Raw genomic sequence first — 18,219 nt, forward strand, 5'->3', positions numbered from 1 at the left:
CGACGAACAGGCGGAGGTTAAAGTAATGGCGTGAGGAGAAATCTTCTACACCATCCTTTAACGTTTACAGAGGCTTAGCAAGGCATATAAGGTTTCTCTTTCGCCCCGTTGCGAATACTTCCCTGCTCACTCGAAATGGCAATTTTATTTATTGGAATTAAAAACACTGTCGCGGGTTTAGCGATAGCGTAACCCGTGATTCGGCATGATTGAAGCTTTCAGCTTCAGTGGCATCTTAAACTGAAAGCTTAAGCCATGGTATACCAAGGGTTACAAACCCGCGGCAGTTTACTTTGATAGCTTGCCTTTGCCTTCGTATTTGAAAATCAATAGATTAAGAGGGCCGTTTTTCAAAAACCATCACATAGCAAAAGGCCTTACCGAAATTATTTCAGAAAGGCCTTTTAATCTTTTATATACCGCTAAGCGGTTGGGTAAATTAAACGCGTTTTGATTTGATACGAGCTGCTTTACCAGTAAGGGCACGCAGGTAGTATAGTTTAGAACGACGAACTTTACCAACGCTGTTAACTTCGATCTTGTCGATGTTTGGAGAGTTAACAGGGAAGATACGCTCAACGCCAATGCCATTTGATACTTTACGCACAGTAAAAGTTTCGCTTACACCAACGCTGTTACGCTGAATAACAACACCTTGGTAAACCTGAACGCGTTCTTTATTTCCTTCTCTGATTTTATAGTGAACACTTACAGTATCACCAGCTTTGAAGGATGGAAGCTGCTTTTTTTCTACTGATTGCTCTTCAACAAATTTTACTAAATCCATGATTTTAAGCTCTTAATGCGATTTTTAGCCCGTAAAAATCGGATTGCAAGTATAGGGATTATTTTCAATAAAAGAAAGCCAAATTTAAAAATTTCCACATTTAGTTTTTTTATTAACAACGCGTTGTGGTTTATGCAGGCATAGGAAGTTTTTAAAACGCCCTATGTCTCATTTCAGGATTAAGGACTGACTTTATTTTTCAATAATTCCCAGCACGGGTCTCTTCTCGGTGAAGTAAGCTATAAGTGTGTAGATCAGTCCAATTAAAAGCAGGTTAAATGCAAAATTGATGCGCGTATCGCTGCAGAGTGCGAGTGTTTATGGTTGCCTTTTAACAAAGCGTTGAATTTTGAATAATTATATCCGGAGATAGGCCATAAATTGGTATCATTGATATATGCCATATCATATGCGTTTTAATGTAAAGCAAAGCCCCTATTTCCTATTTTTACCGTTTCTTGTTTATTACGTTTATCGTGTATTGAAATTTAAATATCCTGTGTTATATGGCGATGAGCCCAGGTACGTTGGTTTTGCATCCAACTTAATTCATGGTTTTTACTCGCCCCCCGCGCCTGATATTAATTTGTGGAGCGGTCCGGGTTATCCTATTGTACTTATGCCTTGTGCCGCTTTGCATTTACCGGTTATTTGGTATCCCTTATTAAACGTGCTTTTCTTTTACCTGTCGATCGTGTTTTTGTATCAGGCCCTGCGCTATCTGGTTAAGGAAAAGCTTGCCATGTTATTTGCCATTATATGGGCATTTTATATTAATCTTTACCAGTTTTTGCCCGCTATTTATACTGAAGTTTTTACTTCATTTTTAATAGTAAGTATTGTATACAGCGTCACCTTGTATTTTGTGAAGCATAAAACAATATACCTTGTACTTTCAGGTTTTCTGATTGGTTTCCTGGCCTTAACCAAAATCATTTTTGGTTATGTAATATTGCTTTGTTTTATCATCTGTTTGCTGTTAAGTATCATAAAAGCGATAAGAACATCTTGTATTAAAGCGGTATATATCTTCGCTATAGCCTTGCTTACCACAGTGCCCTATCTTTCCTATACCCAACACCTTACCGGAAAGGTTTTTTACTGGGGAAATTCCGGAGGGATGAGTTTGTACTGGATGAGTTCGCCTTATGATTTGGAATATGGCGATTGGAAGGCTCCCTATCTGTCTAACTCAATACTCCCGATGCCGTTTAAATCAACCGAAGGCGATTCGCTGCTGCAAGCAAATCATGCCAAAGAGATATCTTTTATTATGGCGCATCAAGGTGTTGAGCAGGATGAACTTTTTAAAAAAGCGGCAATCAGAAATATCAAATCCGCCCCTAAAAAATTTGTAAAAAATTACTTCTACAACATCTCGCGAATGCTTTTTGATTTTCCTTATTCATATACCTATCAGGTTACCCAAACAATAAGCAACATTATTACAGGATCCTTGCTTTTGTGGGCTTCCGTTATTTGTTTGGTCATAAATGTAATTAACCGAAAGCAGGTCATCTATCCGGTTAAGCTAACCATGCTGCTTTTTACGGTTTACTTTTTGCTTAGCGGCTTTGCAAATGCTTACGTGAGGCAATTGGATGTTGTAGTGCCGATACTGTTTTTTTGGATAGCCTGTACTATTGATAAAATGCCCAAAATGAGCTTGAAGTTTAAAGAAGCGGCTGTTTAATCTTTATCCAACAAATCCGGCCGTCGTGCTTTTGTACGCTCTAATGCCTGCTCGTGGCGCCATTTTTCTATTTCGGGTGTGTTGCCTCCTAAAAGTATTTCGGGGACCTTGTGCCCGTTCCAGTCGGCCGGACGGGTATAAACAGGGGCATCCAGCAGGTCGTCCTGGAATGAATCAGACAATGCGGATGTTTCATCACTCAATACGCCGGGGATGAGCCTCACTACGGCATCAACCAGTACGGCTGCGGGCAGTTCGCCTCCCGAAAGTACATAATCGCCTATCGAGATCTCGCGGGTTACATAAATGTCGCGGATGCGTTGATCGATACCTTTGTAATGACCGCAAAGGATAATGATATTTTTTTTGATGGAAAGCTGGTTAGCGATAGCCTGATTGAGGGTTTCGCCATCGGGCGACATGAAGATGATCTCGTCATAATCACGCTCTGATTTTAGTTTTTCAATACATGCCGCAAAAGGTGGAATGGTCATCACCATACCGCTGCCGCCACCGTAAGGATAATCATCCACGCTTTTTTGCTTATTGGTGGCATAATCCCTTAGGTTATGAACAACAATTTCAGAAATCCCCTTTTTCTGCGCACGCTGCAAAATAGAATGTGCAAAAGGGCTTTCAAGCAAACCGGGCAATACAGAGATGATATCGAAACGCATATTTTCTTCAGACTCAGGATAAAAGAATCAGGATGCAAGATTACTGAAAAATGTCCTCTCTCCGAAATTGTCTTGATTCCTGCAATCTTGCTTCTATGACTATCCTCTATGCTGATAAATTCCCCATAAATTACCCGCCGGATCGGTAAAATGTGCGGTAATCTCAGGAAAATCTTTACCAATGGGTTGAACAATGATACCTCCGTTAGCCTCTATCAGTTTAAGTGTTGCTTCTGCATTATCAACCATAATGGAGATCAGTAACCCTGCTTTGCCCATCGGTTCGCGACCGGTTACCCACATGCCGCTTACTTCTCCTACGCCGTCATCAAACGAGGCGGAGCCGTGATTATCCGTACGGATGTGCCAGCCGAAAACAGTTTCAAAAAACTTTGAGGATACGCTGATATCATTGGCCGGAATTTCGATATAGCATATTTTGCCATTGCCGTAGGTGGGTTGCTTTGCCATGTTGTATTGGGTTAAGTGTTTTATGACGTTTGTTATGCTAAGGGTGAAATGACAAAAGAGGGCCTGTCAGTCTGAGCCTGTCGAAGACTCGCGCGGAGAGGCCTGCCCGCCATACTTCGACAGGCTCAGTATGACACCCATTTTAAGTTGTCATGAGTATGCACGAAGCATCTTCTTAGCCCTGTATAGCCGCTAAGCCCGGCGAAGAAGGTCCTTCACTACGTTCAGGACAAATATACCTTGAATCAAATAACCTTCTCAATCATCCATCGATGCCCAAAAGGGTCAATAAAGTCACCCTGGCGGTAACCATAGTCCCAGTCTGTTACTTCCGAAGCTATTGTTGCGCCTGCCTGCCTCGCAGCTTCCATCACCGCATGCACATCATCAACAAAAACACCGATGGTTACAGTGGTAGCCTTTGTGGTATCGGGGCAAAGTACAGCCGTTCGTTCGGTTTCCTCATGTAAATGAAAAATGGTGCCATCTATCGAAAGCTCCGATACGTGGATGCTGCCATCATCATTACTAAAACGCCTGAGTTCTACCGCGCCCAAAGCTTTAATGTAAAAACTGATATCGGTTACACCATGCGGAATGGCTAACTGCGGTGCGAAGCTTGGTTTTGTTGCCATGGTTATATTGGTTTAATTAATCCTCTTCGTCTAACGAAAAAATATCTTCAACAGGTTTGCCAAATACACGGGCTATTTTTAAAGCCAGCACGGTAGATGGCACATACCGATTGCTCTCAATAGTGTTGATGGTTTGCCGCGACACCCCGATAAGCTCTGCAAGTTCGGCCTGGGTTATGTTTTTGATGGCCCGCTCAACCCTGATGTTATTTTTCATGCCTGCCCCTCTTCCTTATTGATGAGACGGTTGTTCTGAAAAATTTTCCACCTGAAACGCACAATGAAAAACACAAGCGGTACCAATAAATTTAAAAACAAAATATGTTCGGTGTCTTTACTTAATATTAAACTCACAACCAAAAGTATATAATTTACATAAATGGCCCATTGCAATGAGTCGAGCCGGAGTTTAAAGATCTGTTCGTCTTCAATGCGTTCTTTTGCGAAAGCGATAAAGAATAAACCTATGGACATGAGCAGTGTGGTAGTCATGAAAAAGATATGATGGCTGTTAAACAGGTCGTCGCTTACCGGTTCTTCATGCATGCTAAAGCCCATCTCTTTTTTAAACATTACGATGGGGATATGGATCAGGAAAAGTGCAAGTCCCAAATATCTAAACCAGTGCGGAAATAAGAAGTGTGATTTCATGATTGTAAAGTTTGCTCGAAACACAGGATGGCTGTATTCTAAATTTTTCTTATTGAATCAAGTATAGTTTAATTTGATTCTTTTGCGAGGCTTCTATTTAATAAAAAAACCTTCCATCTAAACCGGATAATAAAGAATATCAAAGGAGTAATGACATTGTAGGCTACGATTTCAAGAAATTTAAAGCCATGTACCAAAACGACTAAAATCAAAAAAAGACAGTAATTTACATATATCGCCCATTGTAACGAGTCCAATCGCAGCTGTGAAATATGCTCATCTTCATCTTTTTCTTTGGAGAAAGCTATAAGCAATAATCCGATGATAACGATGATAATATTAAAGTCGTTTGTGATATTCATCCAGATATTGGGGATATCTCCTGTTTGGGCGAAGCCCTGGGGATAAATAAATTTTAAAGCAACGGCTTTTAAAATATCTATGACAAAACACAAGTAACCAATTAATCGACAATAGTGCGGAAATAAAAAACGTGATTTCATAATTGTAAAGTTTGGCTTACCAAAAGTAAAGTAAACTTTACAAAAGTCAAATATATTTGACAGATATTTTTTAAAATCCCGTTAAATAAAAAATGCCCGTGAGGACACGGGCATGGGGGAATCTTATTTCTTTAATCTAAAAGTCTTGACTATCAAACTTAGCCTTCCAGGTAAATGTCCAGCAACCCTTCGGGCAGGTCAATGTAAATCTCACCGCCTTCAACATCAATACCTTTAATTATCTCTAAGTTAAGCGGGAAAAGTACTTCCTTATTTTTGTATTTAACTGTGGCTATCAATTGCTGCGGATATTCCTGCACCGATAATATTTCGCCCAGTTCACCGTGGGTTTCATCTATAGCGATAAAGCCTTCCACGTCATTCAGGGTAAACTCGTTCTTTTTCTTTTTGGGCTTTAGCTTAGCGGGCAGGTAGATATCCCGCTTTACCAGGGTTGATGCTTTTTCAATGGTATCAACATCTTCCAGGTTTAAGTAGGCGTTGTTTTTTTGCAGATACTTTATTGATGATACAAAATAAGGGATCATTTTACCCGCAATGTCAATAAACACTGCGTTAAATTTAATGGCTTCAATGCCATCAAAATCAACGTAGATCTGTAGTTCACCTTTTAAGCCTTTGGTTTTTAGTACGCTGCCTATCCTGAAATGCTCTTCAGTTTTCATTTAAAATATAATTAAACAATAATGGCGAAGCTGTTTGCCTCGCCATTATTCGGATTTAAGAAATCAAACGTATAGATTCAAGATAAATTACTTTTCCTGCGTTCTGTACGCTTTTTTCAAAATTATTCTGCGCTTTCAGCTTCTTCAGTTGCTGCATCTTCTGCAGGAGCTTCTTCTTCAGCAACAGGAGCGTTTTTAGCAGCAATAGCAGCGGCTTTTTCTTCGCTCTTTTTAGCTTCAGCAGCTAAAGCGGCTTTACGGGCTTCGTCTTTAGCAACGTTAAGGCTGGTTTTTTTACCAGTGATTTTGCTGTCTTTTTGATCCAACCATTCAGCAAATTTGGTTTCAAGTTGCTCTTCGGTTAAAGCACCTTTTTTAACACCACCTTGTAAGTGTTTTTTGTACAGCACACCTTTGTATGAAAGGATAGCACGACAAGTATCGGTAGGCTGGGCACCGTTGTTAACCCAATCTAAAGTTTTGTCGAAATTGATGTCAATAGTTGCGGGGTTGGTGTTTGGGTTGTATGACCCTAAACGCTCAATGAAGCGTCCATCACGTGGAGCGCGTGAGTCTGCTACTACGATGTAATAAAAAGGTTTGCCTTTTTTACCGTGTCTTTGTAGTCTGATCTTAGTTGCCATTGTAAATTTTTATGTATTCAACATTATCCCCGGAGTTCTTTCTGCGGGGATGCAAAGGTATTAATTTTTATCATAATTAAAAATGGTTGATAATTAATTATTTATGGTTGAAGTGAATGGCTGATTGGGTTGACTGGTGAATGGTTGTTTTTGCAGGACTTGATTCGGTTTATTTAGCTGTTTTTTAAACTTAACATTGCAATAATTTAAAAAAATCGGAACTTACCAGCCATGAGCATCAACAGAAAAATACGGATAGCTATTGATATGGATGAAGTTATTGCCGATACCATTGGCAAATTCATCAGTATGTATAAAGAAAGGCATGGTGAAGAAATAAGCCTGGGCAATATGGAGGGTAAGGAGTTTAGGGAGATCCTGCCGCCGCATTTAAGCGAAACCCTAAGGGTTTATATTAATGAACGGGGTTTTTTCAGGGATATCCCGGTAATGCCGGATGCACAGGAAGTAGTAAAGGCCCTGCACGAAAAGTACGATGTGTACATAGCATCGGCTGCTATGGAGTTCAAGTACTCGCTGGAGGATAAGCAGGAATGGCTGGAAGAACATTTTCCATTTATTTCGTGGACAAACATAATTTTTTGCGGGCACAAGATTTTGGACGTGGATATCATGATAGATGACCGGATCAAAAACTTCACCACTTTTAATGGCCGGAAGATCCTGTATACCTCACCGCATAACATGCTGCTTACCGACTATGAGCGGGTAAATACCTGGAAGGAAGTTGCAGCGAAATTATTGTAGTTGTTTGTTTATCATGTAAATAGCCATATCTTTAAGTATTCACAGCTTTTTTATATGTTTAACCCAAACCCGGCTGCAACCGGAAATTGTACAATTGTTTTTGATATCGATGAACAGAAATACCTGTTTGTAAGTGAAAGCTTTTACAACCTTTTTGAGGTCGGCGCTGATCACCTTCATCAAAATGTTGATTTTTTGATTGGATTGGTAAAACCTGAAACGTTTGCCGGTGTAAAGCAACTTACTGAGGGGCTTGCTATGAACGAGTCGATCCAAATAACGTATCCACTGGAGGCCGGCCAAAAGCAGCTAACCGAGAAACGTACACTTACTACTGATGGCCTTACCGGCCATAAAATCATATTAAGTAATATAACTTCTGCCCTCGATGGTGTTCGTACCCCGATCCCTTTTATTAAACCCGGCCTGAGCGAGCAGTTCCTCAATTCGCTTATTGATTCGCAAACCAATTTCCTGGTGAGGGTAGATACCAATGGCAGATTTAGCTTTGCTAACCGCCGGTTTTTTAAAACCTTCGGTTATGATGAGGCTGACATAATAGGTCATCATTTTTCAAAAACAACCATTCCGCAGGATGCGCAGCTGTGCCAGGACGCTTTTGTGGAATGTATTAATAATCCCGGCAAGATCGTCAGGCTCGCTCACAAAAAGCCTGCTAAAAATGGGAACCTGCATGATACCGAATGGGAGTTTGTATCCATCGCCGACGATAACGGAGTGGTAGTTGAAATACAGGGTATAGGCAGGGACATTACATCTCAAATGCAAATGCGGGAAGAGGCTTTGCATATGAAAGACAGTCTTGAAGCATTGATCAATAATACCAGGGACCATATCTGGTCGGTTGATAAGGAGTTGCGTTATTTGTACATGAACCAGGCCTATGTTGAGCAGGTGACTCATTTAACGGGCCAAAAACCTTTTAAAGGTGAATACTCCTATAAACATAAGGGCTTTGGCAAGCAATTAATTAACGATTGGACTGTTTACTATAACCGTGCTTTAAGCGGAGAACGGTATGATATTATCAGTGAAAGCATAGACCCGGTAAATGGGCAGCGGTTGTATTACGAAGTGAGTTTTAATCCTATTTATACCGCAACCGGCGACGTAATAGGTGCCGGATGTTTTGGCCATAATATTACCGAACGGCTCAAAATACAGAAAGAGCTTGTTAGCCAGAACGATCGTTTAAGAAACATAGCTTCTTTAAGCTCGCATGAGTTACGCCGGCCGGTGGCAAGCATGCTGGGGCTTATCAGCTTAATGGATCATGAAGATTTCTTTAACCCCGAAAATAAGGAGATCATAGCGCACCTGTTTACCGTGAGTGCCGAAATTGATACAGCGATAAGGCTTGTTGTTGACAGCACCATTGCCAAATAAAAACAGCCCCGGCTTGATTAAGGCGGGGCTGTTTTTATTTATCGTTTTAGCTTAAATTACATAGAAAGCATTTCAACCAGTTTGATCATGTTTGGATCGATGCCCTGGTGGTGTTTAATAGCATGCTCAAATGGGGTATAAGCAATTTCACCATTGATGAGGCCTATCATTTCGTTGCGGTGCCCGTCTCTCAAAGCTTCAACTGCGGCAGCGCCGACACGGCTTGCCAAAACTCTGTCCATACAGCTTGGTGCTCCGCCGCGTTGTATGTGACCTAAAATAGAGATCCGGGTATCATAATTAGGGAACTTTTCCTGCACTAACCTGCCCACTTCAAACGCGCCGCCCGCATCTTCACCCTCGGCAACAATTACTATACGCGATGTTTTATCTTTACGGCCAAATTCAAGACGGTTTAACAAACCTTCGAGTCCGGTTTTGCTTTCGGGGATCAGGATAGCCTCGGCACCGGTAGCAATACCTGTACGTAAAGCAATCAGGCCCGAGTCGCGGCCCATTACTTCAACAATAAATAAACGGTCGTGCGATTCTGCAGTATCCCTGATCTTGTCAACGGCGTCAACAACAGTATTAATGGCGGTATCGTAACCAATGGTAAAATCGGTGCCTACAAGGTCATTGTCAATTGTACCTGGTAAACCAACCACCGGAATATCATACTCGCTGCCAAAAACTTTAGCGCCGGTAAAAGTACCATCGCCGCCAATGGCTACCAATGCGTCAACTTTATTTTTTACCAGGTGCTCATATGCTGCCTTACGACCTTCGGGTGTTCTGAACTCATCACACCTTGCAGTTTTAAGGATTGTACCGCCACGCTGGATAATGTTTGAAACGGATTTACGGTTCATGGTAAAAAAATCACCTTTGCCCATGCCGTCGTAACCACGGCGGATCCCAGTGACTTCAATTCCGTAATACATGGCGGCACGTACAACCGCCCTTATGGCAGCGTTCATTCCGGGGGCATCACCACCCGAAGTAAAAACGCCGATATTTTTGATCTGAGTCATTTTTTTATTTTGGTTATAAACAGGCTAACCTATTCATAACTAATTAGGGTTGTAAATATTGTTCGTTATTCAAACGCCGCGCCTAACCAATAACACGCAGAATTTGAATTTTGCGCGAATTTACACTTATTTTTTAAACCCGATCCCTATTTTTTGTAAGCCGCTACGCCGCTATCCAAAAATTTAAGGTAGCTGGCTATGTCATAATTTGCAGGTGAGGTAGGGATTTCGGCCCCCGACGCGTCTTTTAGCAGGTTGCCGTCACTATCAAGCATGACATATAACGGTTGCGAATTGGAGTTGAAGCGCTGCGCCTCCAGGTTGCTCCATTTACCGCCAAGCGTTGTGATCTTTTTACCGCTGTAATCTGATACAAAGTGTTCCGCCGCAGGTAATTCTGCTTTGTCATCAACTACCAGCTGCAGCAGCACAAAATCATTTTTAATGCGGCTAAACACCTGTGGATCTGACCATACGTTGGCTTCCATTTTACGGCAGTTAACACAGTTAAAGCCAGTAAAGTCAATGAGTATCGGTTTATGCAGGGCCTTTGATACCTGTAAAGCCTGGTCATAATCATACCATGCATCCAGCCCTTTGGTTTTGATACGGGTATAGTTGGAGGCATATTTACGTTCGCCAATACTTGCCGGGATTGTGGCCGACGGGCTTGCTAAAGCTGAACCCGAGCCATCCGGAATATTTGAAAGGTTAAAATCCTGCGTAGCTTCAGGAGGTAAAAAAGCGCTTATGGATTTTAGAGGCGCTCCCCATAGGCCAGGGATCATGTAAATAACAAATGCAAATACAATTATGGCGAGGAATGTACGCGGAATAGTAAGGTACTTTACATCACTGTCATGCGAAAACTTGATCTTACCGATGAGGTAAAGCCCGATCAGTAAGCCAATGGCTATCCATAACGATAAAAATATCTCGCGGTCAAACCAGTTCCAGTGGTAGGCCAAGTCAACATTTGATAAAAACTTCAATGCAAATGCCAGCTCAAGGAAACCCAATACAACTTTAACGCTGTTAAGCCATCCGCCTGATTTAGGCAGGGTTTTCAGTGCTGAAGGGAATAAAGCGAATATGGTAAATGGTAAAGCTAATGCTAACGAAAAGCCAAACATACCCATTGCCGGACCAAGCCTGTCGCCTTTTGAAGCCGCATCAACCAGTAACGTACCTATGATAGGGCCTGTACATGAAAACGAAACAACAACCAGTGTTGAAGCCATAAAGAATATGCCTGCAAGGCCACCTTTATCCGAATTTGCATCCAGCTTATTGGCCAGCGAACTTGGTAGTGTGATTTCAAACGCACCCAAAAAGGAAATGCCAAATACAATGAGCAGCAAAAAGAAGAAAATATTAAATATGCCGTTCGTTGCCAGTTCATTGAGTGCATCCGAACCAAAAATAATGGAGATCAGCAACCCTAACGTAACATAAATTACAATGATTGATACCCCATATATGAGCGATTGCATAACGGCTTTGCTCTTGCTGCCACTTTTTTTGGTGAAAAAGCTTACGGTTAAAGGCAGTAAAGGATAAATACAAGGCAAAATCACCGCGGTGAAGCCGCCTAACAAACCTTCAATAAATATCTGCCAAAGTGATTTTGGCTTTTCTGCTGTTTTTGATGCAGCGGCGGGTGTCTTCGATGCCTTGGCTGCTTCTGCCTTTTTTACCGAATCGGCTTGCTTTTTCCTGATGGCTACGCTATCGGCAGCGGTGGGGATATCTGTAAATGTAACATCGGCAGCTGATACCGAAGTATCAGCTGCTTTTTTTTGCACAGCATAAGCCGGGTTTGCTCCGGCTATATTAAGGACAATCAGGGTAATTAATGTGATAAGCCCGGCGCGCAGGTAAGCACCTTTATTTAATAACTTCATGACTACTGTTGAGGTGTGTTGAATTATTTACCTAAAGGGATAGTGAAATCAACATCTTCCGGTGGCAGGCATTTCATATCGTTACAGGTCATGTAGGTTAGTTTTCCTGTAACTGCTGTTGCTTTGGGCGATTTTAAACTAATTTTTTGGCTGAAAACAACTTCCTTTTCAAAGTAGCTAACATTCATGCTGAATGATTTTTCATACTTGGTTACCGGAGTTGGCTCCGTTGTTTTGCCAACGGCAGCATATAATTTTGATGGGGTAAAATCAAATGAAGTTTTTATTGGGCCACCGTCTTTTACGGTTTGTGAATAAATGTGCCAGCCGTTTTGTATGGTTGCTTTCAAAAATACAACAGCTTCTTTGTCATTTACCTTTTTTGCCGCGTATGACCACCTTACCGGCGATTCGATCTGAGCGTAAGCGCCAACGCTGATGATAAGCGCGGTTACCAATACCAATAGTTTCTTCATTTGTTTGTTACGGTTATTATTTATTTAAAAATTTCAATTCTTTGAGGTTAAACTCCATTTGTTGCCCGTTAGTATCTTCAATAAGCAATAAGCCGTTTGGCAGTACATTTTTTACAATGCCATTGAATACCCTGCCGTTTGACTCAAAACTTTTAACCTCGTTTAACCAGTATAGTCGGCTTAAGTAACTATTCCTTACAAAATCAATTTGTCCGGCCTTCAGTTTCAGGTAGTATACTTCAAGCTTTTTGCAAATTTCCGATAATAACAGTGTTAAATCATAATCCTTTTGTAAGATTTGTTTTACAGAAGTGGCGTTTGAGGCGCCGGGCGGAAAATTTTCCTGGTTTATATTTAAACCAATGCCAATAACCGAGTCTTTGAGCTGAGCACCCTGTATGGTGTTTTCAATGAGCATGCCCCCAAGTTTTCGGTCGCCGTAATAAATATCATTGGGCCATTTTATTTTTAACCGATCGCCTAAGAGGGGATGCAGGGCGTCATATACGCTTAAACTGGCCGCGCGGTTCAAATCAAATTGTGCTTCAACCGGTAAGAAACGGGGTTTTAATAAAATACTGAAAGTAAGGTTTTTTCCAGGCTCGCTATGCCAGGTATTTTGTTGCTGGCCCCGGCCGGCGTACTGCTCTTCTGCCATAATGACCGTACCTTCGGGTACTGGCTTGGAATTTGACAGTAGATTTTTAAGAAAACTATTTGTTGAGTCAACTTGTTTAATTGTTACTAAATTTTGACCAACAAATAATCCTGAAAATATGTTATTTTGCAAAGTGTAATAATTTTATACTCAAAAACGTTCAAAACTAATTCTTTTTGATGGTAAAAAACAAAGTGTTAAGTGAATCTGCCTATATTTCAGAGCTGGCAATACATGGTATCCAGGAAAAAAAAGGCAACGATATTATCAGGTTAGACCTTCGTAATATATTCAGTTCAGTAGCAGATTATTTCGTGATCTGTCATGCTGATTCCTCGACACAGGTAAAAGCTATAGCAAATAGCATTGAGGATGAAATTTTCAAAGCCACCCAAGCCGAGCCCTGGCGCAAAGAGGGAATTGAGCATGGTGAGTGGATACTGCTTGATTATGTGGATGTTGTGATCCACGTGTTCAGGACCGATAAACGTGAGTTTTATGGAGTGGAAGATTTGTGGGGCGATGCAGATATTAAATATTATAAAAGTGCATAAACATCCGTCACAAAAAGGCTCAACGCATAGTCTTACTGTTACCGCGTAAAATTTAAATTATAGATTGTAAGTTTGAGCTCGTTAAAAGAAATGAAAGATATTAAAGATTCTAAATCAGAAAATCCAAGACCTATCCGTAAAATTGTGAACAAGAAGCCCTCGCCAAAACCGCCCAAGTTCAATATCATGTGGTTATATGGTATTGTTATTTTGGCCTTTTTACTGATTCCGGCCTTGTTAAACGGCGGATCGGGCAAACCGGTTACTTTCCAGGAATTTGAAGCAAACATGCTTCGTACAAATGATGTTCAAAAAATTGTAGCTTATAAAAGCGGGGACCTGGTAATGGCCGATGTTTACATTAAACAACAAAGCTTGTCAAAGCCATATTTTGCCAGTAACGTATCTAAAGACAAAAACTTTTTTAATACCAGTACCAATAGCGGTCCGCAGTTTACTTTTACGGATGCTTCTTATGAAAGCCTGAAAAAGTCTATTGCCGATGCTCAAAAGGATGTGCCTGATGATCAAAAAGTATCTTTACAATTTGAACAGGGACACGAAAGCCTGTTATCAAACTGGCTGGTACAGGGCGTTATCATGGTGATATTGTTTGCCGGCGTGTGGATCTTTATCATGCGCAGGATGAGCGGTGGTTCGGGCGGTGGCCCGGGCGGCCAGATCTTTAACATAGGTAAATCAAAAGCTACCCTGTTTGATAAAGAAGCCCAGGTAACCGTTACATTTAATGATGTTGCCGGTTTGGAAGAAGCCAAACAGGAGGTAATGGAAATTGTTGATTTCCTTAAAAACCCTAAAAAATATACTAACCTGGGTGGTAAAATTCCTAAAGGCGCGCTGTTGGTAGGCTCGCCGGGTACCGGTAAAACCTTATTGGCCAAAGCTGTTGCAGGCGAGGCGCAGGTACCTTTCTTCTCTCTGTCAGGTTCTGATTTCGTGGAGATGTTTGTAGGTGTAGGTGCTTCACGCGTACGCGACTTGTTCCGCCAAGCTAAGGACAAAGCTCCTTGTATCATATTTATTGATGAAATTGATGCTATCGGCCGTGCCCGTGGCAAAAATAATATAGTAGGTGGTAACGATGAACGTGAAAACACCCTGAACCAATTACTGGTTGAGATGGATGGTTTCGGTACCGATTCAGGCATTATTATCTTAGCTGCTACCAATCGCCCAGATGTGCTTGATTCAGCTTTATTGCGTCCAGGACGTTTCGACAGGCAGGTATCTATCGATAAACCGGATTTGATTGGTCGTGAGCAAATTTTCAAAGTTCACCTGAAACCAATTAAATTATCTGATGGTGTTGATGCCAAGAAATTATCGGCACAAACCCCGGGTTTTGCCGGTGCCGAAATTGCCAACGTTTGTAATGAGGCTGCGCTGATTGCCGCCCGAAAAAATAAAGAGTCGGTTGATATGACCGATTTCCAGGATGCTATCGACCGTGTTATTGGTGGTTTAGAGAAGAAAAACAAAATCATCTCTCCGGAAGAAAAACGTATTGTTGCTTACCACGAAGCTGGTCACGCTATTGCAGGCTGGTTCCTTGAACATGCCGATCCATTGGTTAAGGTATCAATTGTGCCTCGTGGCGTCGCTGCGTTAGGTTATGCCCAATATCTGCCAAAAGAGCAGTTTTTGTACACTACCGAGCAATTGCTTGACGAAATGAGTGTATCTATGGGCGGTCGTGTTGCAGAGGATATCGTTTTCGGTAAAATCTCTACCGGTGCACTGAGTGATTTGGAGCGTATCACTAAACTTGCTTATGCCATGACCAAAATTTATGGTATGAACGATAGTGTAGGTAACGTATCATTTTATGATCCGCAAGGCGAGTACCAGTTTAACAAACCATATTCTGATACTACAGCCGAAATGATTGACGCTGAAGTACGAAAGCTGGTTGATGTGGTTTATCAAAAAACCAAAGACCTGCTGAATGCTAAACGCGACGGTCTTGAAAAGATAGCTCAAAAGCTATTGGAGAAGGAAGTATTGTTCCAGAGTGATCTGGAAGAGATCCTGGGCAAACGTCCGTTTGACGAGCGCACAACTTATGATAAGTTTGTAAACGGTGAAGCCGCGTTAAATCCGGATGTGGATAACAATGCTATTCCAGACTCGCTGACTAATCCTGAACTTTCAAGAATAGACAGCGAAGATCCGAAACTTTAATTTTTAAATTATAATACAAAGCCACCGGCAAAGCTGGTGGCTTTTCTTTTTTAGCCATGAGGGATATCACTACATCAAAAGAAAAACTGCTTAAAAAAATCAGGAAAGCACTTTTGGAGAAAAGGGATAATCCATACCCTCAACTGGAAGATCAGCCCCTTTATCCTGCAACGGATGAAATGCCCGAGGTGGTCTTCGCCGAACAGTTTACTAACGTAGCAGGCCAATTTGTTTTTTGTGAGGATGAACTGCAATTTATTGAAAATCTGCTTACCCTTGCCGAAGAACGCAAATGGCACAAAATTTACTGCTGGGAGCCTAAGTTGCAGGAGATCCTGAACCAGTTTGAATACCCGCACTACGAAACCGATAAAGACTTTGAACAAGCCGAAGTTGGTTTTACTCTTTGCGAGGCTTTGATTGCCCGTAACGGAAGCATCCTGCTTTCAAACGGTAATATGGCCGGCCGCAGGTTAAGCATCTATCCATCGGTGCATATTGTACTGGCTTATACTTCGCAAATGGTTATGGACTTGAAAGATGGTTTTAAACTCATCAAAACCAAATATGGAAACCAACTGCCATCCATGATCAGCACGGTAACCGGCCCAAGCCGTACCGCTGATATTGAGAAAACACTGGTATTAGGCGCCCACGGCCCTAAAGAGCTTTTTGTTTTTATGCTGGAAGGCTGACCGTTGATTTTTTGATTACGATGATTTGGTTGATTTTTTCTGAAGTGCGATTTTTCGATTAGAGATTGATCTGATTTTTGCGCCATCTGATTGCCGTTCCTTTCGTCTTTAACCTTTAACCTTTCACCGCTCTCCTCAAAACAGCTCTTCCAAACCACATTCCTCTAATACTATTCGTTCACTTTGATTTAGCTTGTTGTATTCCCATTTAACGAGGCGGATGTGGCCATCTGAGATTTCGATGCCTGTTATATCGCCATCATCGTAACAACAGCAGCCGCTATTGAAATAGCTTGGGTCGCATGCGCTAAAATCGGGAGCCACATCACCTTTCACTTGCCGGTTAACGATCTGTTTATTTAGTTCATCGGCCAGGTTATCGTCTCCGGCTTTCCTTGCTTTCGCTATATCGTTATACAGTTTTTCGAGATGGGTTAATGACCTGAATACCGGCTGATGTGTGTGCCCGGTTATTAGCAGCGTGTTTTTTTGCCTCTGGCTCCATTCATACATAATGCGGTTATGATCTGTTTTGAGCAGGTCATTGTTTGCCGGGGTATTGATATTTACCTTCAGATATGCCTGGAAAGGTGCCCATACATTGGATACAAACCATTTACTGAACCAGTTGCCATCGCTTTGCAAATCGCCCTGGTGGCCATGCGTCATGAATATATTTAGTGGTTTACCATTAACTGTTGTTTGTAGTACAGCTCCTTCATAGATCTTAATTACTTCATCATAAATTTGCTTTAATCCAACTGCCGCTAAAGGGTCATTGTCCCAAAACAGATCATGATTGCCAAATATTTTCATGAATTCTTTACGTTGTATGAACCGTTTTTCGCTTTCAAATGTGGCTTTGTTGTGCTTTTTTATGGTGATGAACAAGTTTTCCCAAAGCTCCTCGCTGTCGCCAAGATTGATGTAGAAAAATTGTTGGCTGCAGTAATAATCAAGTGCTGTAAGGTAGTTCTTCTCGGCAAGGGCGAAAATGTCCATATCATCACGGGCGCCCTTGTGTTGATCAGAAAAGATAATGAATTTACCTTTTTCTGCGTCGAAAGGTATTATAAGGCCTTTTTTACCCGACCCGGTTAGCAGGCTTTTGTATAACCGGTTCAGTGATCTGTTAACCCGCTTCTTATCCGGTCGTGATGAGATCCTGTCGGCCAACCGGGCAACCGGCTTAGTTAACAGTTTTTGTAAAAACTTGCGCATGATTTTTTAACGTATGATATAGTGTATTGTGTTGTAAGTTGACAGTTACTTTTACCGTGTTTATACGGGATATAATACAGTGAAATAACGGATAGGTTGTTTTATTATAATTAGTTAGATTAGGCCTGATTTAAAGACACCCTAAATTATATGGAACCTATTGACTTAAAAACAGCCAGGGAAATGGTGGCCCGCTATAAGCAGACCCGAAAAGCGGTTATTGACAAACATCATGACGTTAATGATACGGAATCGACATGGATTTCGATTGATAAGCTAAAGGAGTTTGTTAATAATTTACCACCTGAAGCCACAGGTGTAAGGTTACATTTCGGAGTTCATGATGCCGATCATAGTAATGCGCCGCACCAAACGTCGGTTGCTATAGTTGGCACTGTTGCCGGAGCGGGTAAAGATGAGCATATTGATGCGATACAAAGTGATCAGGTAGCAAACCTGTCTGTGAGCGGCCTTGCAGCTTTAAGCAGCGGAAGGGAATGTCCGCCAATGTGCCAGGGATAGAATAAATTAATCAGTTTCATGAATGCTAAAG

The 18,219-nt window shown here is 41.5% G+C and carries 21 protein-coding genes; 7 read left to right on the forward strand and 14 right to left on the reverse strand.

Annotation, left to right across the window (positions count from 1 at the left end; all coding sequences use genetic code 11):
- Positions 1–439: 439 nt before the first annotated feature.
- Positions 440–787 carry a 50S ribosomal protein L19 gene (gene rplS / locus J3L18_RS27405; RefSeq protein WP_090532282.1) on the reverse strand — a complete coding sequence of 116 codons (348 nt, stop codon included), beginning with the start codon at positions 785–787 and terminating at the stop codon, positions 440–442.
- 397 nt (positions 788–1,184) lie between these two features.
- Between rplS and J3L18_RS27410 the strand changes: the two genes are divergently transcribed.
- Entirely contained in the window at positions 1,185–2,480 is a 1,296-nt protein-coding gene (locus J3L18_RS27410) for a glycosyltransferase family protein (protein ID WP_129568982.1), read from the forward strand.
- Here the strand turns inward: J3L18_RS27410 and trmD are convergent.
- The 8 genes from trmD to J3L18_RS27450 all read right to left on the reverse strand — a co-directional run bounded on the left by trmD (position 2,477) and on the right by J3L18_RS27450 (position 6,747).
- Positions 2,477–3,157 (reverse strand): tRNA (guanosine(37)-N1)-methyltransferase TrmD, encoded by a 681-nt coding sequence (trmD, locus tag J3L18_RS27415; RefSeq protein ID WP_091167128.1) that lies wholly within the window; start codon positions 3,155–3,157, stop codon positions 2,477–2,479. The two genes, J3L18_RS27410 and trmD, sit on opposite strands and share 4 nt — an antisense overlap.
- A 99-nt stretch (positions 3,158–3,256) precedes the next feature.
- Entirely contained in the window at positions 3,257–3,628 is a 372-nt protein-coding gene (locus J3L18_RS27420) for a VOC family protein (protein WP_129568983.1), read from the reverse strand.
- A gap of 245 nt (positions 3,629–3,873) precedes the next feature.
- The gene (locus J3L18_RS27425) at positions 3,874–4,263 is read right to left on the reverse strand and encodes a VOC family protein (protein ID WP_091167134.1); all 390 of its coding nucleotides are present in this window, start codon (positions 4,261–4,263) and stop codon (positions 3,874–3,876) included.
- Positions 4,264–4,279: 16 nt separating this feature from the next.
- The gene (locus J3L18_RS27430; protein WP_090532259.1) at positions 4,280–4,480 is read right to left on the reverse strand and encodes a helix-turn-helix transcriptional regulator; all 201 of its coding nucleotides are present in this window, start codon (positions 4,478–4,480) and stop codon (positions 4,280–4,282) included.
- Positions 4,477–4,914, reverse strand: coding sequence for a hypothetical protein (locus J3L18_RS27435; protein ID WP_129568984.1), 438 nt, complete (start codon positions 4,912–4,914; stop codon positions 4,477–4,479). Before J3L18_RS27435 ends, J3L18_RS27430 begins: the two co-directional genes overlap by 4 nt.
- A gap of 68 nt (positions 4,915–4,982) precedes the next feature.
- Positions 4,983–5,417 (reverse strand): hypothetical protein, encoded by a 435-nt coding sequence (locus tag J3L18_RS27440; protein ID WP_129568985.1) that lies wholly within the window; start codon positions 5,415–5,417, stop codon positions 4,983–4,985.
- 158 nt (positions 5,418–5,575) lie between these two features.
- Positions 5,576–6,103: a ribosome maturation factor RimM gene (gene rimM / locus J3L18_RS27445; protein ID WP_091167147.1), complete on the reverse strand. Its 528-nt coding sequence runs from the start codon at positions 6,101–6,103 to the stop codon at positions 5,576–5,578.
- Between the two features lie 122 nt (positions 6,104–6,225).
- A complete protein-coding gene (locus J3L18_RS27450; RefSeq protein ID WP_091167150.1) occupies positions 6,226–6,747 on the reverse strand; it encodes a 30S ribosomal protein S16 in 522 nt (173 codons plus the stop codon).
- Positions 6,748–6,978: 231 nt separating this feature from the next.
- On the opposite strand from J3L18_RS27450, the gene J3L18_RS27455 reads away from it, so the two are divergent.
- A complete protein-coding gene (locus J3L18_RS27455) occupies positions 6,979–7,515 on the forward strand; it encodes a 5' nucleotidase, NT5C type (protein WP_129568986.1) in 537 nt (178 codons plus the stop codon).
- Positions 7,516–7,569: 54 nt separating this feature from the next.
- Positions 7,570–8,922: a PAS domain S-box protein gene (locus J3L18_RS27460; protein WP_129568987.1), complete on the forward strand. Its 1,353-nt coding sequence runs from the start codon at positions 7,570–7,572 to the stop codon at positions 8,920–8,922.
- Positions 8,923–8,978: 56 nt separating this feature from the next.
- On the opposite strand, the gene pfkA is transcribed toward J3L18_RS27460, so the two are convergent.
- From pfkA to J3L18_RS27480, 4 genes are all read right to left on the reverse strand, one after another.
- On the reverse strand, positions 8,979–9,956 hold the full coding sequence (gene pfkA / locus J3L18_RS27465) for a 6-phosphofructokinase (RefSeq protein WP_090532241.1): 978 nt from the start codon (positions 9,954–9,956) through the stop codon (positions 8,979–8,981).
- Between the two features lie 146 nt (positions 9,957–10,102).
- The gene (locus J3L18_RS27470; RefSeq protein WP_129568988.1) at positions 10,103–11,860 is read right to left on the reverse strand and encodes a protein-disulfide reductase DsbD family protein; all 1,758 of its coding nucleotides are present in this window, start codon (positions 11,858–11,860) and stop codon (positions 10,103–10,105) included.
- A 23-nt stretch (positions 11,861–11,883) separates the two neighbouring features.
- Positions 11,884–12,336 (reverse strand): protein-disulfide reductase DsbD domain-containing protein, encoded by a 453-nt coding sequence (locus J3L18_RS27475; protein ID WP_091167161.1) that lies wholly within the window; start codon positions 12,334–12,336, stop codon positions 11,884–11,886.
- 16 nt (positions 12,337–12,352) lie between these two features.
- A complete protein-coding gene (locus J3L18_RS27480) occupies positions 12,353–13,126 on the reverse strand; it encodes a biotin--[acetyl-CoA-carboxylase] ligase (RefSeq protein ID WP_129568989.1) in 774 nt (257 codons plus the stop codon).
- 47 nt (positions 13,127–13,173) lie between these two features.
- Between J3L18_RS27480 and rsfS the strand changes: the two genes are divergently transcribed.
- The 3 genes from rsfS (at position 13,174) to J3L18_RS27495 (ending at position 16,445) form a co-directional block, all read left to right on the forward strand.
- The gene (gene rsfS, locus J3L18_RS27485) at positions 13,174–13,548 is read left to right on the forward strand and encodes a ribosome silencing factor (RefSeq protein ID WP_091167167.1); all 375 of its coding nucleotides are present in this window, start codon (positions 13,174–13,176) and stop codon (positions 13,546–13,548) included.
- A 90-nt stretch (positions 13,549–13,638) separates the two neighbouring features.
- A complete protein-coding gene (gene ftsH, locus J3L18_RS27490; RefSeq protein WP_091167169.1) occupies positions 13,639–15,750 on the forward strand; it encodes an ATP-dependent zinc metalloprotease FtsH in 2,112 nt (703 codons plus the stop codon).
- A gap of 56 nt (positions 15,751–15,806) precedes the next feature.
- Positions 15,807–16,445, forward strand: coding sequence for a LutC/YkgG family protein (locus J3L18_RS27495; protein WP_091167171.1), 639 nt, complete (start codon positions 15,807–15,809; stop codon positions 16,443–16,445).
- A gap of 135 nt (positions 16,446–16,580) precedes the next feature.
- Here the strand turns inward: J3L18_RS27495 and J3L18_RS27500 are convergent, their stop codons facing one another.
- Positions 16,581–17,666 carry a metallophosphoesterase gene (locus tag J3L18_RS27500; protein ID WP_129568990.1) on the reverse strand — a complete coding sequence of 362 codons (1,086 nt, stop codon included), beginning with the start codon at positions 17,664–17,666 and terminating at the stop codon, positions 16,581–16,583.
- Positions 17,667–17,816: 150 nt separating this feature from the next.
- On the opposite strand from J3L18_RS27500, the gene J3L18_RS27505 reads away from it, so the two are divergent.
- On the forward strand, positions 17,817–18,188 hold the full coding sequence (locus tag J3L18_RS27505) for a hypothetical protein (protein ID WP_129568991.1): 372 nt from the start codon (positions 17,817–17,819) through the stop codon (positions 18,186–18,188).
- Positions 18,189–18,219 lie beyond the last annotated feature (31 nt).

This window comes from Mucilaginibacter gossypii (assembly GCF_017569325.2).
In the GTDB taxonomy this organism is placed as follows: domain Bacteria; phylum Bacteroidota; class Bacteroidia; order Sphingobacteriales; family Sphingobacteriaceae; genus Mucilaginibacter; species Mucilaginibacter gossypii.

What these genes read in the sequence shown, in the direction of transcription:
- rplS (WP_090532282.1), bottom strand. Translation starts at nt 787, where the DNA reads ATGGATTTAGTAAAATTTGTTGAAGAGCAATCAGTAGAAAAAAAGCAG.
- J3L18_RS27410 (WP_129568982.1), top strand. Translation starts at nt 1,185, where the DNA reads ATGCCATATCATATGCGTTTTAATGTAAAGCAAAGCCCCTATTTCCTA.
- trmD (WP_091167128.1), bottom strand. Translation starts at nt 3,157, where the DNA reads ATGCGTTTCGATATCATCTCTGTATTGCCCGGTTTGCTTGAAAGCCCT.
- J3L18_RS27420 (WP_129568983.1), bottom strand. Translation starts at nt 3,628, where the DNA reads ATGGCAAAGCAACCCACCTACGGCAATGGCAAAATATGCTATATCGAA.
- J3L18_RS27425 (WP_091167134.1), bottom strand. Translation starts at nt 4,263, where the DNA reads ATGGCAACAAAACCAAGCTTCGCACCGCAGTTAGCCATTCCGCATGGT.
- J3L18_RS27430 (WP_090532259.1), bottom strand. Translation starts at nt 4,480, where the DNA reads ATGAAAAATAACATCAGGGTTGAGCGGGCCATCAAAAACATAACCCAG.
- J3L18_RS27435 (WP_129568984.1), bottom strand. Translation starts at nt 4,914, where the DNA reads ATGAAATCACACTTCTTATTTCCGCACTGGTTTAGATATTTGGGACTT.
- J3L18_RS27440 (WP_129568985.1), bottom strand. Translation starts at nt 5,417, where the DNA reads ATGAAATCACGTTTTTTATTTCCGCACTATTGTCGATTAATTGGTTAC.
- rimM (WP_091167147.1), bottom strand. Translation starts at nt 6,103, where the DNA reads ATGAAAACTGAAGAGCATTTCAGGATAGGCAGCGTACTAAAAACCAAA.
- J3L18_RS27450 (WP_091167150.1), bottom strand. Translation starts at nt 6,747, where the DNA reads ATGGCAACTAAGATCAGACTACAAAGACACGGTAAAAAAGGCAAACCT.
- J3L18_RS27455 (WP_129568986.1), top strand. Translation starts at nt 6,979, where the DNA reads ATGAGCATCAACAGAAAAATACGGATAGCTATTGATATGGATGAAGTT.
- J3L18_RS27460 (WP_129568987.1), top strand. Translation starts at nt 7,570, where the DNA reads ATGTTTAACCCAAACCCGGCTGCAACCGGAAATTGTACAATTGTTTTT.
- pfkA (WP_090532241.1), bottom strand. Translation starts at nt 9,956, where the DNA reads ATGACTCAGATCAAAAATATCGGCGTTTTTACTTCGGGTGGTGATGCC.
- J3L18_RS27470 (WP_129568988.1), bottom strand. Translation starts at nt 11,860, where the DNA reads ATGAAGTTATTAAATAAAGGTGCTTACCTGCGCGCCGGGCTTATCACA.
- J3L18_RS27475 (WP_091167161.1), bottom strand. Translation starts at nt 12,336, where the DNA reads ATGAAGAAACTATTGGTATTGGTAACCGCGCTTATCATCAGCGTTGGC.
- rsfS (WP_091167167.1), top strand. Translation starts at nt 13,174, where the DNA reads ATGGTAAAAAACAAAGTGTTAAGTGAATCTGCCTATATTTCAGAGCTG.
- ftsH (WP_091167169.1), top strand. Translation starts at nt 13,639, where the DNA reads ATGAAAGATATTAAAGATTCTAAATCAGAAAATCCAAGACCTATCCGT.
- J3L18_RS27495 (WP_091167171.1), top strand. Translation starts at nt 15,807, where the DNA reads ATGAGGGATATCACTACATCAAAAGAAAAACTGCTTAAAAAAATCAGG.
- J3L18_RS27500 (WP_129568990.1), bottom strand. Translation starts at nt 17,666, where the DNA reads ATGCGCAAGTTTTTACAAAAACTGTTAACTAAGCCGGTTGCCCGGTTG.
- J3L18_RS27505 (WP_129568991.1), top strand. Translation starts at nt 17,817, where the DNA reads ATGGAACCTATTGACTTAAAAACAGCCAGGGAAATGGTGGCCCGCTAT.